General features: G+C 64.7%; 11 protein-coding genes and 1 pseudogene. 3 read left to right on the top strand and 9 right to left on the bottom strand.

The annotated features are described in order from the left end of the window. Nucleotides 1-60: 60 nt before the first annotated feature. On the top strand, nt 61-915 hold the full coding sequence (gene folD / locus MKK04_RS08910) for a bifunctional methylenetetrahydrofolate dehydrogenase/methenyltetrahydrofolate cyclohydrolase FolD (RefSeq protein ID WP_063914005.1): 855 nt from the start codon (nt 61-63) through the stop codon (nt 913-915). A 184-nt stretch (nt 916-1099) separates the two neighbouring features. On the opposite strand, the gene MKK04_RS08905 is transcribed toward folD, so the two are convergent. From MKK04_RS08905 to MKK04_RS08880, 6 genes are read right to left on the bottom strand one after another with little or no spacing between them, the layout of a single operon-like run. Further along, entirely contained in the window at nt 1100-2839 is a 1740-nt protein-coding gene (locus MKK04_RS08905) for an ABC transporter substrate-binding protein (RefSeq protein ID WP_241106472.1), read from the bottom strand. Nucleotides 2840-2878: 39 nt separating this feature from the next. Continuing rightward, nucleotides 2879-3151 carry a DUF2160 domain-containing protein gene (locus MKK04_RS08900; protein WP_013971877.1) on the bottom strand — a complete coding sequence of 91 codons (273 nt, stop codon included), beginning with the start codon at nt 3149-3151 and terminating at the stop codon, nt 2879-2881. A 12-nt stretch (nt 3152-3163) separates the two neighbouring features. Then, nucleotides 3164-3964: a carbohydrate ABC transporter permease gene (locus MKK04_RS08895; protein ID WP_013971876.1), complete on the bottom strand. Its 801-nt coding sequence runs from the start codon at nt 3962-3964 to the stop codon at nt 3164-3166. 3 nt (nt 3965-3967) lie between these two features. Further along, nucleotides 3968-4831, bottom strand: coding sequence for a carbohydrate ABC transporter permease (locus MKK04_RS08890; RefSeq protein WP_013971875.1), 864 nt, complete (start codon nt 4829-4831; stop codon nt 3968-3970). Continuing rightward, nucleotides 4828-5925 (bottom strand): ABC transporter ATP-binding protein, encoded by a 1098-nt coding sequence (locus MKK04_RS08885; RefSeq protein WP_207835188.1) that lies wholly within the window; start codon nt 5923-5925, stop codon nt 4828-4830. Before MKK04_RS08885 ends, MKK04_RS08890 begins: the two co-directional genes overlap by 4 nt. Then, nucleotides 5925-7019 carry an ABC transporter ATP-binding protein gene (locus tag MKK04_RS08880; protein WP_241106471.1) on the bottom strand — a complete coding sequence of 365 codons (1095 nt, stop codon included), beginning with the start codon at nt 7017-7019 and terminating at the stop codon, nt 5925-5927. The genes MKK04_RS08885 and MKK04_RS08880 overlap by 1 nt, the downstream gene beginning before the upstream one ends. A 225-nt stretch (nt 7020-7244) precedes the next feature. On the opposite strand from MKK04_RS08880, the gene MKK04_RS08875 reads away from it, so the two are divergent. Continuing rightward, nucleotides 7245-8993, top strand: a complete 1749-nt coding sequence (locus tag MKK04_RS08875) for a sigma-54-dependent Fis family transcriptional regulator (RefSeq protein WP_241106470.1) — start codon at nt 7245-7247, stop codon at nt 8991-8993. A gap of 232 nt (nt 8994-9225) precedes the next feature. Here the strand turns inward: MKK04_RS08875 and MKK04_RS08870 are convergent, their stop codons facing one another. The 3 genes and pseudogenes from MKK04_RS08870 to MKK04_RS26640 all read right to left on the bottom strand — a co-directional run. After that, on the bottom strand, nt 9226-10914 hold the full coding sequence (locus MKK04_RS08870) for a putative bifunctional diguanylate cyclase/phosphodiesterase (protein ID WP_063913996.1): 1689 nt from the start codon (nt 10912-10914) through the stop codon (nt 9226-9228). Nucleotides 10915-10927: 13 nt separating this feature from the next. After that, nucleotides 10928-12055, bottom strand: a complete 1128-nt coding sequence (locus MKK04_RS08865; protein ID WP_442964570.1) for a methyl-accepting chemotaxis protein — start codon at nt 12053-12055, stop codon at nt 10928-10930. 108 nt (nt 12056-12163) lie between these two features. Further along, nucleotides 12164-12493, bottom strand: a pseudogene (locus MKK04_RS26640) (PAS domain-containing protein); the annotation flags it as partial. Nucleotides 12494-12985: 492 nt separating this feature from the next. Between MKK04_RS26640 and MKK04_RS08860 the strand changes: the two are divergent. Next, a complete protein-coding gene (locus tag MKK04_RS08860) occupies nt 12986-14296 on the top strand; it encodes a C4-dicarboxylate transporter DctA (RefSeq protein ID WP_003260726.1) in 1311 nt (436 codons plus the stop codon). Nucleotides 14297-14325: the final 29 nt, after the last annotated feature.

The following is a 14325-nucleotide window of genomic DNA, read 5'->3' as shown; positions in this document are numbered from 1 at the left end:
GTGTCGTGCGAGAATGCGCCCTCTTTAATTGTTTCCTTCTCGATGGTTAATCACGCGTCTATGACTGCACACCTAATCGATGGCAAGGCGATCGCCGCCAGCCTGCGCCAGCAGATCGCTCAACGTGTCGTGGAGCGTCGCCAGCAAGGCCTGCGCACTCCGGGCCTGGCGGTGATCCTGGTCGGCACCGACCCCGCCTCCCAAGTCTATGTCTCGCACAAGCGCAAGGACTGCGAAGAGGTCGGCTTCATTTCGCAGGCGTTCGACCTGCCTAGCGAAACCTCGCAGCAGGCCCTGACCGAGCTGATCGACCGCCTCAATGACGATCCGGCCGTCGACGGCATCCTGCTGCAGCTGCCGCTGCCGGCGCACCTGGACGCCTCGCTGCTGCTCGAGCGCATCCGCCCGGACAAGGACGTGGACGGCTTCCACCCTTACAACATCGGCCGCCTGGCCCAGCGCATCCCGCTGCTGCGCCCGTGCACGCCGAAGGGCATCATGACCCTGCTGGAAAGCACCGGCCAGGACCTGTACGGCATGAACGCGGTCATCGTCGGTGCGTCCAACATCGTTGGCCGCCCGATGGCCATGGAACTGCTGCTGGCCGGCTGCACCGTGACTGTCTGCCACCGCTTTACCAAGGACCTGGCCGGCCACGTCGGCCGCGCCGACCTGGTGGTCGTGGCCGCAGGCAAGCCGGGCCTGGTCAAGGGTGAATGGATCAAGGAAGGCGCCATTGTCATCGACGTGGGCATCAACCGCCAGGAAGACGGCAAGCTGGTCGGCGACGTAGTCTACGAGACCGCCCTGCCGCGCGCCGGCTGGATCACGCCGGTGCCAGGTGGCGTCGGGCCGATGACCCGGGCATGCCTGCTGGAAAACACGCTGTATGCGGCGGAAGAGCTGCACAAGTAATACCGCGTGAATGAAAACGGCACCTCTGGCAGGTGCCGTTTTTTTTGGCTGAGTTTCTTGATGGCTGCACCGTCCTCTTCGCGGGTAAACCCGCTCCCACAGGGGACATCACAGCCTTCGTGGACTGCACGGTCCCTGTGGGAGCGGGTTTACCCGCGAAGAGGCCCGCGCGGTATTCAGCCGATCACTTCCTGGCCGCCTCCCACGACTTCAGCAGTTCGCTGTAGCTGACCGTCTCGCCCTTGGGCTTTTCGTTGGCCAGCTTCGGTTTCGGCGCACCGGGCTGGTCGAACCAGTACTGGGCATCCTTCTCCGGGTTCAGCTTCGGTGCGCACGTGGCCTGAGCGTTGGACCGCTGCAAGCGCTCCATCATCCGGTCCTGGTCGCGGGCCAGGCCGTCCAGCGCTTCCTGCGGGGTCTTCTCGCCACTGGCCACCTCGGCGATGTGGCTCCACCACAACTGCGCCAAGCGCGGGTAATCCGGCACATTGGTACCGGTTGGCGTCCACTGTACCCGCGCCGGGCTGCGGTAGAACTCCACCAGCCCGCCCAGCTTGGGCGCCAGCTCGGTCATGGCCTGGGAGTTGATGTCCGATTCGCGAATCGGCGTGAGGCCAACGATGGTCTTTTTCAGCGACACGGTCTTGGAGGTGACGAACTGGGCGTACAGCCACGCCGCCAGGCGTTGCTTCTCGGGGGTGGACTTGAAGAAGGTCCACGAGCCAGTGTCCTGGTAGCCCAGCTTCATGCCCTCCTCCCAGTACGGCCCCTTCGGCGAAGGCGCCATGCGCCACTTCGGCGTGCCATCGGCATTCACCACCGGCAACCCGAGCTTGGTCATGTCGGCGGTAAACGCGGTGTACCAGAAGATCTGCTGGGCAATGTTGCCCTGGGCCGGCACCGGGCCGGCTTCGGAGAAGGTCATGCCCTGGGCTTCCTTGGGCGCATAGGCACGCATCCAGTCCACGTATTTCTGTGTGGCATAGACGGCGGCCGGGCCGTTGGTGTCGCCGCCTCGGGTCACGCTGGAACCCACCGGGTGGCAGTCCTCCACGCGGATGCCCCATTCGTCCACCGGCAAACCATTGGGCAGGCCTTTGTCGCCGCCACCCGCCATCGAGAACCAGGCATCGGTGAAACGCCAACCCAGCGACGGGTCTTTCTTGCCGTAGTCCATGTGGCCATAGACGCGCTTGCCGTCGATTTCCTTGACGTCTTCGGTGAAGAACCTGGCAATGTCCTCGTAGGCCGACCAGTTCACCGGTACGCCAAGCTCGTAGCCGTACTTTTCCTTGAACCTGGCCTTCAGCTCGGGCCGTTCGAACCAGTCGGCACGGAACCAGTAGAGGTTGGCGAACTGCTGATCGGGCAGTTGGTAGACCTTGCCATCCGGCGCGGTGGTGAAGGAAATGCCGATGAAGTCCTTCAGGTCCAGGGTCGGCGAGGTGTAGTCCTTGCCTTCGTTGGCCATCAGGTCGGTGATCGATTCCACCTTGCCGTAGCGAAAGTGCGTACCGATCAGGTCGGAGTCGTTGACCCAGCCGTCATAGATGTTCTTGTCCGACTGCATCTGTGTCTGCAGCTTTTCCACCACGTCGCCTTCCTGCAGCAAATCGTGGGTCAGCTGGATACCGGTGATCTCGCTGAAGGCCTTGGCCAACACCTTGGACTCGTATTCATGGGTGGTGATGGTTTCCGACACCACGTTGATCTTCATGCCACGGAACGGCTCGGCAGCCTTTATGAACCACTTCAACTCGGCCAACTGCTGTTCAGGGGTAAGGGTCGAAGGCTTGAACTCGCTGCCGAGCCACTTCTTGGCCGCGTCCTCGTACTGGTCTGCCCAGGCTGTGCCCTGCACGCTGGCCAGTACCAGCAACGCCGCCAGGGTCAAATGTCGCCTGTTGTACTTGTTGTCGAACATTGTGATCTCCCGTTTCAGTTATCCCACAGGGCCGCTCGCTCAGCCCCAGCGCAGCACCACCACCAGCCACGCCAGCGACAGCAGCGAGGCCACCCACAATGGCCACTCGCTGACGCCAACCACCAGCAAATGCAGGTAGGCGCTGGCCAGCAGGCCGATGAACAAGCGGTCGCCACGGCTGGTGACCAGCGGCAGGAAGCCACGCCGCTCCACGCAGGGGCGGCGCAATTCCAGCAGCGTCATGCCCAGCAGCAGCACGCCGACGGCGGCGAAGAACAGCGCCGTCGGCAAGGTCCAGGCCATCCACTCCATGCCTTGCCCTCCTCACACCCGGCCCAGGGCGAAGCCCTTGGCCACATGGTTGCGCACGAACCAGATCACCAGCATGCCCGGCAAGATGGTCAGTACCCCCGCCGCCGCCAGCACACCCCAATCGATGCCCGAGGCCGACACGGTTCGGGTCATCACCGCGGCGATCGGCTTGGCATTCACCGAGGTCAGGGTGCGCGCCAGCAGCAGCTCGACCCAGGAAAACATGAAACAGAAAAACGCCGTCACGCCGATGCCGGAGCCAATCAGCGGAATGAAGATTTTCACGAAGAAGCGCGGGAAGCTGTAGCCATCGATGTAGGCCGTTTCGTCGATTTCCTTCGGCACACCGGACATGAACCCCTCGAGGATCCACACCGCCAGCGGCACATTGAACAGGCAGTGGGCCAGGGCCACGGCGATATGGGTATCGAACAGGCCGATCGACGAATACAGCTGGAAAAACGGCAGCAGGAACACCGCCGGTGGCGCCATGCGGTTGGTCAGCAGCCAGAAGAACAGGTGCCGGTCACCAAGGAAGCGGTAGCGCGAGAAGGCATACGCGGCAGGCAGCGCCACCAGCAGTGAAATCAGCGTGTTCAGGCACACGTAGTACAGCGAATTGATGTAGCCGCTGTACCAGCTGGCATCGGTGAAGATTACCCGGTAGTTGTCGAGGGTGAACGCCTGTGGCCACAGGGTCAGGCCGCCGAGGATCTCGGTGTTGCTCTTGAACGACATGTTCAGCAGCCAGTAGATCGGCACCAGCAGGAAGAAGAAGTACAGCAGCAGGGCCAGCGATTTGCGTGTGCTCATGGCCTAGTCCTTGTCGGCATGGGTCATGGCTGTGTAGAACAGCCACGACACCAGCAGGATGATCAGGAAGTACACCAGCGAGAACGCCGCCGCCGGGCCCAGGTCGAACTGCCCGACAGCCATGCGCGTGAGGGTCTGGCTGAGGAAGGTGGTGGCGTTGCCGGGCCCGCCACCGGTCAGCACGAAGGGCTCGGTGTAGATCATGAAGCTGTCCATGAAGCGCAGCATCACCGCGATCAGCAGCACGTTCTTCAGCTTGGGCAACTGGATATGGCGGAACACCGCCCAGCCCGAGGCGCGGTCGATGCGCGCAGCCTGATAGTACACATCGGGAATGGCGCGCAGCCCTGAGTAACAGAGCAACGCCACCAGCGACGTCCAGTGCCACACATCCATCACCAGCACAGTCAGCCAAGCGTCGAACGGGTCGCCGGCGTAGTTGTAGCTGACCCCGAGTTTGGCCAGGGTGGCGCCGAGCAGGCCGATATCGGCACGGCCGAAAATCTGCCAGATGGTGCCGACCACGTTCCACGGGATCAGTAACGGGATGGCCATGACGATCAGGCACACCGAAGCCATGCGCCCCTTGGTCGGCATGGTCAGGGCAATGGCGATGCCCAGCGGGATCTCGATCAGCAGCACGCAGGCGGAATAGATGAACTGGCGCAGCAGTGCATCGTGCAGCGCCGGGTCGCGCAGCACCTGGCGGTACCAGTCGGCGCCGACGAAGTAGCGGTTGGACTGGTCGAAGATGTCCTGCACCGAGTAGTTGACCACCGTCATCATCGGCACCACCGCACTGAATGCCACCAGCAGGAACACCGGCAGCACCAGCCACCAGGCCTTGTTGTTCGGCACCTTGTTCATGGCCCGGCCTCCAGCAGCACATCGTCCAGGTACAGCATCAGCCACTGCGCCGGCAGGCTGACCCAGGCCTGGCCCACCGGCAGCGGGCGGTCCTCGCCCAGGCGCGCCTTGAGCGCCACACCGCCCAGTTCAAGGGTGACGATGCGGTAGGTGCCCAGGTCCTCGATGTCCAGCACCCGCGCCGGGTAGGCGTCATCGAACGGGCTGTCCCACAGCTGCACGAATTCCGGGCGGATGCCCACCTGCAGGCGCCCGCCCGCCGTCGCTGCCAGGCGCTCGCGCAAGCCGTCGGGCAGCTCCAGGTGAATATCGCCGAACACCACCCCGTCCGCTTCGGCGCGCACCTCGATCAGGTTCATCCCCGGGCTGCCGATGAAGTAACCGACGAAGGTATGCCGCGGTCGTTCGAACAGTTCGCGCGGGGTACCGAACTGGACAATGCGCCCGCCATGCATCACCGCGATCTTGTCGGCGAACGTCGAGGCCTCCAACTGGTCGTGGGTGACGTAGATCATGGTGATGTTGAACTGCTCGTGGATCTGCTTGAGTTTGCGCCGCAGCTTCCACTTCAGGTGCGGGTCGATCACCGTCAGCGGCTCGTCGAACAGGATCGCCGACACGTCATCGCGCACCAGCCCACGGCCCATGGAGACCTTCTGCTTTTCGTCGGCACTGAGGTTGCGCGCCTTCTTGCGCAGCACGGCCGACAGATCAAGCACCTCGGCAATCTCCTCCACCCGGGCCTGCACCCGGGCTGCGTCCAGCCCCTGGTTGCGCAAGGGAAACGCCAGGTTGTCGAACACCGTCATGGTGTCGTACACCACCGGGAACTGGAACACCTGGGCGATATTGCGTGCCTGCGGTGACAGCTGGTTGACCGGCTTGCCGTCGAACAGCACCTCGCCGTGGGACGGTGTCAGCAGCCCGGAAATGATGTTGAGCAAGGTCGACTTGCCGCAGCCCGACGGCCCGAGCAAGGCGTAGGCACCGCCCTGCTCCCACACATGCTCCAGCGCGTGCAGGGCATAGTCCGCCTCGCTGGCGGGCTGCCGGCTGTAGCTGTGCGCCAGTTGGCGCAGGCGAATTTCGGCCATCACCCTCTCCTTGCCTGGCGCAGCCCCGGGGCCTGCACCAACGCCCCGGCGCTGTCGAACACGAACAGCTTGTGGGTAGGGATGAACACGCGGATCGGCGTATCCACCTGGTATTCGTGCACGCCTGGCAGGTGCAGGATCATGCGCCAATGTTCGTTGCGCACATGCAGGAAGGTTTCTGAACCACTGATCTCGGCCAGCTCCACCAGCACCGACAATTCCAGGTCGTCGTCGTGAGCCGGCACCAGGCTGATGTGGCTGGGCCGTACGCCAAAGCGGTAGTCACCCTCGGCAAGCGGCCGCAAGTCGGCATTGCGGGCAAAGTGCACGGCCTGGGCCAGGCTCACATCGTTGCCGCTGATACGGCCAGGCACCAGGTTGATCGGTGGTTCGGAAAACAGCTCGGCAGCCAGCACGCTGCCCGGGCGCTGGTAGACCTCGGCGGTAGGCCCGCTCTGGACGATACGGCCCTCATGCACCAGGGTGGTGGTGCCGCCCAGTGCCAGCGCCTCGTTGGGCTCGGTGGTGGCATACACGGCAATGCAGTGGCGCGCCGCGAACAGTTCGCGCAGTTCCTGGCGCAGGCCCTCGCGCAGCTTGTAGTCGAGGTTGACCAGTGGCTCGTCGAACAGGATCAGCGAGGCATCCTTGACCAGCGCCCGAGCCATCGCCGTGCGTTGCTGCTGGCCACCGGACAGCTCCAGCGGCAGGCGCTGCAGGTAGGCTTCGATGCGCAGCATCTCGGCGGTTTCCTGCACCCGCCGGCGAATCTCGGGCTCGGCCATGCGTGCCTGGCGCAGCGGTGACGCAATATTCTCGAACACGTTGAGGGTCGGGTAATTGATGAACTGCTGATACACCATCGACACATTGCGCTGGCGCACCGGCACGCCAGTCACGTCCTGGCCATCCATCAGCACCCGCCCCCGGTCCGGGCGGTCGAGCCCGGCCATCAGGCGCATCAGGCTGGTCTTGCCGGCCAGGGTGCGGCCCAGCAGCACGTTGAACGAGCCGGGCTCGAAACGCAGTGAGGCATCGACGATCCAGGCCTGGTTGTCGACGCTGCGGCTGACCTGTTCCAGCACCAGAGACATGGCGTGGCCTTCTTGTGGTTGTTGTCTGCCGGGCACAGCCAGTTTCGTGCCAGTTGCACCGCAACCGTCTGACCCGGGGCCTGCCAGGCAAGCCCCGGCCAATCGCAGGTTCACAAATGAACACAAGCACTGAACAACTGAACACTTGCCGGTTTGACATTGAACAACCGTGCACAACACTGAACAGCGGTCGGCCCCATGACAACAATCACACAGGACAGGCCCATGGCCGCATCCGCTTCACCCCATGCCCAACTGATCCAGGCCTCCTGGGCCCGCTGCCGCGACCACGGTTTGCAACCCCAGCACGCCCCGGACTTCGACTGCCTGACCCACGCCGAGCTGAGTGCCCTGCTGGAGCGGCGCCAGGCCCTGCTGCGCCTGACCCGGGAAGCGGTGCTGCCGCAGTATGCGCACCTGCTGGGCAATGCCAGCTACCTGGTGATGCTGGCCGATGCCAGCGGCTGCCTGCTCGACAGCTGGGGCTCGCGGCGCTTCATCGAGCCGCGCCAGCAACATGGCTTCAGCGCCGGTGCCCACTGGCACGAGCGCGGCGTCGGCACCAATGCCCTTGGTACCGCACTGGTCTGCGCCGAGGCGATCCATGTCGGTCAGGACGAGCACTTCCTGCGCCAGAACCGCTATATGTCCAGCGCCGCCGCGCCGCTGTTCGACGCTGCGCGGCAACTGGTCGGGGTGCTCGATGTGGCCAGCGACGGCTATCTGCCAGCCAGCCAGACGCTGGGCCTGGTACGCATGATGGGCCAGAGCCTGGAGAACCGCCTGATCCTCGCCGAGCATGCCGACCAGCACGCGCAACTGATCTTCAACAGCGCCTCCGACAACCTCGACAGCCCCTGGGCCGGCCTGCTGGTGTTCGATGAGCACGGGCAGGTGCTGGCCGCCAATCACCGGGCCGACACCCTGCTCGGCGGCAACCCGCTGCAGCAGAACATCGCACAACTGTTCCAGTTGCCCCTGCAACAGCTGCTCAGCCATCCCCGGCAACAGCCCTTCGCCCTGCAAGCCATCGGGCGCAACCGCTTTCACTGCCAGTGGCAGCCGCCGCGCGCGGCCCCCAGCCGCCCCGCCGCCAGCAACGCTGAGCCACGCCTGGAGAAGGCTCTGGCACAGGCCTGCCTGCTGTTGGAAAAGGACATCCCGGTGCTGGTACAGGGTGAAACGGGCGTCGGCAAGGAGGTATTCGTCGACACCCTGCACCGGGCCAGCAGCCGCGCCAGCCAGCCGCTGGTCGCGGTCAACTGCGCGGCGATCCCGGCCGAGCTGGTGGAATCGGAGCTGTTCGGCTACGACAAGGGCGCGTTCACCGGCGCCCACCAGAAGGGCAACCCGGGGCTGATCCGCAAGGCCCACCACGGCATCCTGTTCCTCGATGAAATCGGCGACATGCCGTTGCCCACCCAGGCCCGCCTGCTGCGCGTGCTGCAGTCGCGCAGCATCCAGCCATTGGGCAGCGGCGAACCGGTGGCAGTGGATATCCGCGTGGTGTCGGCGAGCAACCGCGACCTGGCCGAAGAGGTGCGCGCCGGGCGCTTTCGCCAGGACCTGTATTACCGCATCGCCGGGCTGGCGGTGGTGTTGCCGCCGCTGCGCGAGCGCAGTGACCGCCGACAGCTGATCGAGCAGGTGCATGCGCGCTACCGCGACCCCGGGCAACCCGCGCGGCTGCCTGCGGCCATTATCGAGCTGTTCGATCGGCACCCCTGGCCAGGTAACGTGCGCGAACTGGTGAGTGTGCTGCAGGTGGCACTGGCCTTGGCGGGTAACGGGCCGGTCGGCCTGGAACACTTGCCTGCGGGATTTCTCGCCGAGTCGCATGTGCCTGTGCCGGTCGCGACCGAAGAGGCGGACCTGCACGCGCTGGTGGCGCAAGCCAACGGCAACCTTTCAGCGGTGGCGCGCAGGCTTGGCATCAGCCGCACCACGCTGTACAAGCGGTTGCGTGAGCGATGATCGCCCTGGTCTGTACCGGCCTCATCGCCGGCTCAGGCAAGCCCCCGTCTCAACGTCCGGGATATCCCTTTGGGGGCAGCTTTGGCCGCACACAACCCAACGCGGTGCATGGCACCGGCTGCGCCGGTGTTCGCGGCTAAAGCCGCTCCCACAGGGTCCCTGCCAATTCAATGAGCAATTCTGTAAAAGCCGGTATGGGCAAAGCTCCCCTCTCCAACCCGCTGACGTGTAATCAAGGATCGCGCCATTGCGCCGGCTGCCGATAGGCCTGCGCCCAGGCTTGCACCGCACTGGCCGGCATCGGCCGGGCGATGCAGTAACCCTGCGCCAGCTCGCAGCCCAGGCCCATCAGTACCCGGCCGTGCTCGACGCTCTCCAGCCCTTCGGCAATCACCTCACGGCCAAACGCCCGCGCCAGGCCGATCACCGCCCTGGTCAGCGCCAGGTCGTCCTGGTCATGCAGGATGTCGCGCACGAACGACTGGTCGATCTTGATCGTCTGGGTCGGCAAGCGCTTCAGGTAACTCAGCGATGAATAGCCGGTGCCGAAGTCGTCCAGGGAGAAACGCACACCCTGCGCGCGGCAGGCATCGAGGCAGCGGCTGACATGCTGCAGGTTGTCGATGGCCACCGACTCGACGATTTCCAGGTCCAGCCGCGCCGGGTCCACCTCCGGGTGCGCCGCCAGCAACTGCTGCAGGCGTTCGGCAAAGTCACTGCGCTGCAAATGCCGCGCGGCGATATTCACGCTCAGTGACCAGGGCCGCCCCTGGCGCTGCCACACCTGGAGCTGGTTCAGCGCCTGGACGAGCACCCACTCGCCGATTTCCACGATCAGGTCGGTCTGCTCCACCCAAGGCAGGAAATCGCCAGGCGGTACCAGGCCACGGCCTGGCCGCTGCCAGCGCAACAAGCCCTCGAAACCCAGCACCTGGCCGCTGCGCAAGTTGACCTTGGGCTGGTAATACAGGCACAGCTCGCCGTTGTGCAGGGCCCGGCGCACCCGCGCCACGGTCTGATGGGTAGCCTTGAGCTCCTGTTCCTGGGACACGTCGAACAGGTGATAGCGGTTGCGCCCACGCTGCTTGGCAACGTACATGGCCTGGTCGGCATGGCGCACCAAGGTGTCGGCGTCCTCGTCGTCCTGCGGGTACAGGGTCACGCCAATACTGGCGCTAAGCGACAGGCGGTGCTCGCGCACCACATAGGGCGCCGCCAGTGCCTGCAGCACCCGACGCAGCGCCGCATGCAGCTGGCGGTCTTCGTCGACGTCGCGCAGGATCAGCACGAACTCGTCTCCCGAGAGCCGGGCCACCGCGTCGCCACCGCGCAGTATGTGCTTCAGCCGCTGCGCCACCTCGACCAGCAGCAGGTCGCCAATGGCATGCCCGTAGCCGTCGTTGACCGCCTTGAAGCCATCCAGGTCGAGCATGCACACCGCCAGCGGAATGTCTTCACGGCGCGAGTAGGCCAGGGCCTGGTTCAGCAGGTCGGACAGGTAAGCGCGGTTGGGCAGGCCGGTGAGCACGTCGTGGCCCACCCGCCATTGCAAGGCATGCAGCAGCTGGCGCTTCTCGGTGACGTCGAAACGGATCGACACGTACTTGCGCACCAGGCCGGTTAGCGGGTCGACCAGCGGCACCATGGTGCTGTCGACCCAGTACAGCGAGCCATCCTTGGCGCGGTTGCAGATCTCGCCCTTCCATACCCGGCCGGCGGCCAACGCCCGCCACATGCCGACGAAGAACTCCGGCTCGTGCAGGCCGGAGTTGAGAATGCGGTGGTTGGCGCCCAGCAGCTCCTCGTGGCTGTAGCCCGAGATGCTGCAGAACTGCTGGTTGACGTAGGTGATGGTCCCACGCAGGTCGGTTTCGGAAAAAATCGCGGCCGCGTCCACGGCCGCACGATAGATGTCATCCATAAAGCATCCTGCCTTAGCGGTTGAAGCGCTCCACGAGGGCGCGCAATCCGGCGCACACCTCTTCCAGTTCGGCGCCGCGCGAAGCGGCAGCGTTGGCGCTGTGGGCGCTGTGCTGGGCAATGCCGGCCACGCCATTGATCTGCCGTGAAACGTCTGCGGCCACTGCCGACTGCTGCTGCGAGGCCGTGGCCATCTGCTGGCTCATGTCGCTGATGCGCTGCACCGCGTCACGAATGCCATGCAGCGCCTGCCGGGCTTCCTGCACCTGGGCAACGCCCTGCTCGGCACCGACGATGCCCTGGCTGGCGATCGCCACGGCTTCCTCGGCGCCACTGCGCAGGGCATCGATGATGGCCTGGATGTGCAAGGTAGACTGCCGGGTCTTGTCGGCCAGTGCCCGCACTTCGTCGGCGACCACGGCAAAGCCGCGGCCCTGCTCGCCCGCACGGGCCGCCTCGATGGCTGCGTTGAGGGCCAGCAGGTTGGTCTGCTCGGCAATGCCGCGGATCATCCCGGTGGCCTCGGCGATTGCACCGGTCTGACCAGCCAGGTGGCTGACCGCCTGGTTGATCTGGGCCACGGTACCGGCCAGGGTGCGAATCGCCGCGCCACTGGCATCGGCCACCTGGCTGCCCTGCTCGGCCAGCAGATGCGCGGTGTGGGCCTCGGCGGCGGTCAGCTGCACATGCCTGGCCACTTCACCGATGGACGCTGCCATCTGGTTCATGGCGGTGGCGCTCAGGTCGGTTTCCGCACGCTGCTCCAGCAAGGCCGACTCGGTACTGCGGGACAACTGCCCGGCATCATGGGCAGCCACGGCCATTTGCGCCGCGAGGTCGCTCAACCGGGTCAGCGCGGTTTTCAGCCGTGCCTCCTCACTGATCAGCATCAATTCCAGTTGCCCGGCGGCACCGGGCAGGTCGCTGTAGGTCAAGGCCGCGATCGGGTCGGCGAAAGTGCCGGCGGCCCCCTGCACAACCTGCTGCATCTGCCGCCCGACGGCATCGCGCGCCCACAGGCCATAGGCCACCAACAGCCCTACGGTCAGCCCCTGCCCCACCAGGCCTGGCCACAGCTGGTTGGCGCCCAGCGCCAGCAGCCCGCTCGCCAGCGGCAGGGCCAGGGCCTGCGCCAGCAGCATCAGCCGACGTGGCCACGACAACACCGCCTGGCCATTGCGCAAGCGCGCATACAGGGCCTCGGCACGGGCCACCTGCTCACGCGTGGGGCAGACCCGCACCGACTCATAGCCAACCACCCGCCCGGCTTCGAGGATGGGTGTGACATAGGCATTGACCCAGTAGTAGTCACCATTGCGGCAGCGGTTCTTGACGATGCCCATCCAGCTCTTGCCGGCCTTCAGGTAGCGCCACATCAACGCGTACACCGCCGGCGGCATGTCCGGGTGACGCACCAGGTTGTGCGGGCTGCCGATCAGTTCGGCCTCGCTGTACCCGCTGATGGCGGCGAATTCGGGGTTGCAGTAAGTGATCAGGCTGGCGGTGTCGGTAGCGGAAATCAGCCGTTGATCAGGTGGGAAACGTTGCTCGACCGGGGTGACCGGAAGGTTGAGACGCACAATGAGACTCCATTCATTTAAACGCCAGGAGCCTGCTCGCGGGCGATTACCAGGATGAATACCCCGTAATCGGCCCTTTAGTGACTTCCCGGTCGGGCGCGGATTCTACGAGGTCAGCCACATAATGCAAATAAACCTTACGAATCATAGCGTTATCAAAAATTTTGAAGTCGGCGTGGCGCTTGGCAAGCTGATTGCAGCTGTGCACAGGCACTGGCCAAAGCCTGATCTGATTCATGTGCGCAGTCCCTGTGGGATCGGCGGTTCGCCTGCGAACTGCCGATCCAACCCCATGCACCGAACCAGAGCCCGGCAGGCCGGATTGCCCCATAACTGGTCAGACCGGTAAGGCCAAAAATCCTTGCAATGTAGGATTTTTCGCGCTTTCATGGCTTCGCGCTGAACAAACCGGTAAGACCACAATAATTAAGTCCTGCGCTCTTTCGCCCCGTGCGGCTACCGAAGCAAGGACACCGATCAGAGATCCCTCCCATGCTCAAATGGTGCTCGCGTTCGATCTTCCTGCAAGTCGTGCTCGGCCTTGCCCTCGGCATCGCCTGCGGTCTCAGCTTCCCCGACCTCTCCCTGCAACTCAAACCCCTTGGCGACGGCTTCATCAAGCTGATCAAGATGCTCATCGGCCTGATCGTGTTCTGCGTGGTGGTCAGCGGCATCTCGGGCGCCGGCGACCTGAAAAAGGTCGGGCGCATCGGCCTGAAGTCAGTGATCTACTTCGAAGTGCTGACCACCCTGGCACTGGTGATCGGCCTGGTGTTCGCCTTCACCAGCGGCATCGGCAGCGGCGCCAACATCCACCTGGACCAACTGTCCAGCGCCGACGCCAGCAGCCTGGCCGAGCGCGGCCAGCACATCCATGGCGCGACGGCGTTCTTCATGGACCTGATCCCCACCTCGGTGATCGGCGCCTTCGCCGACAACAACATTCTCCAGGTGCTGCTGTTCTCGGTACTGTTCGGCAGCGCACTGAACCTGGTGGGCGATTCCGCAGCCGGCATCTCGCGGCTGATCAACGAGCTGAGCCACGTGATCTTCCGCATCATGGGCATGATCGTGCGCCTGGCCCCCATCGGCGTGTTCGGCGCCATCGCCTTCACCACCAGCAAGTACGGCCTGGAATCGCTGCAACACCTGGGCGGGCTGGTGGCGCTGTTCTACCTGACTTGCGCCGGCTTCGTACTGATCGTGCTGGGCACGGTCATGCGCCTGTCGGGCCTGAAGCTGCTGCCGCTGATCAAGTACCTGCGTGAAGAGCTGACCATCGTGCTGGGCACCGCCTCGTCCGACGCCGTACTGCCACAGATCATGCGCAAGCTGGAGCACCTGGGCATCGGCAGTTCCACCGTCGGCCTGGTGATCCCCACCGGCTATTCGTTCAACCTCGATGGCTTCTCCATCTACCTGACCCTGGCCATCGTGTTCATTGCCAACGCCACCGGCACGCCACTGGCAATGACCGACCTGTTGACCATCCTGCTGGTGTCGCTGGTGACTTCCAAGGGCGCTCACGGCATCCCAGGCTCGGCGCTGGTGATCCTCGCCGCTACCCTGACCGCCGTGCCGGCGATCCCGGTGGTCGGCCTGGTACTGGTATTGGCGGTGGACTGGTTCATGGGCATCGGCCGGGCACTGACCAACCTGATCGGCAACTGCGTGGCCACCGTGGCCATCGCCCGCTGGGAGAAGGACATCGACCTGGAGCGTGCGCACAACGTGCTCGACGGCAAACCCGGCTTCGCCCCCACGCCACGCAAGCAGCCCAACCCCCATCAACAGGAATTCTGAGCGAACGTGGCCGGCACCGACGCCGGCCC

The sequence above is a fragment of the Pseudomonas sp. LS.1a genome, from assembly GCF_022533585.1.
Classification (GTDB): Bacteria; Pseudomonadota; Gammaproteobacteria; order Pseudomonadales; family Pseudomonadaceae; genus Aquipseudomonas.
Note: the sequence above shows the minus strand (reverse complement) of the source record. Positions and strands in the feature narration are given on the sequence as shown.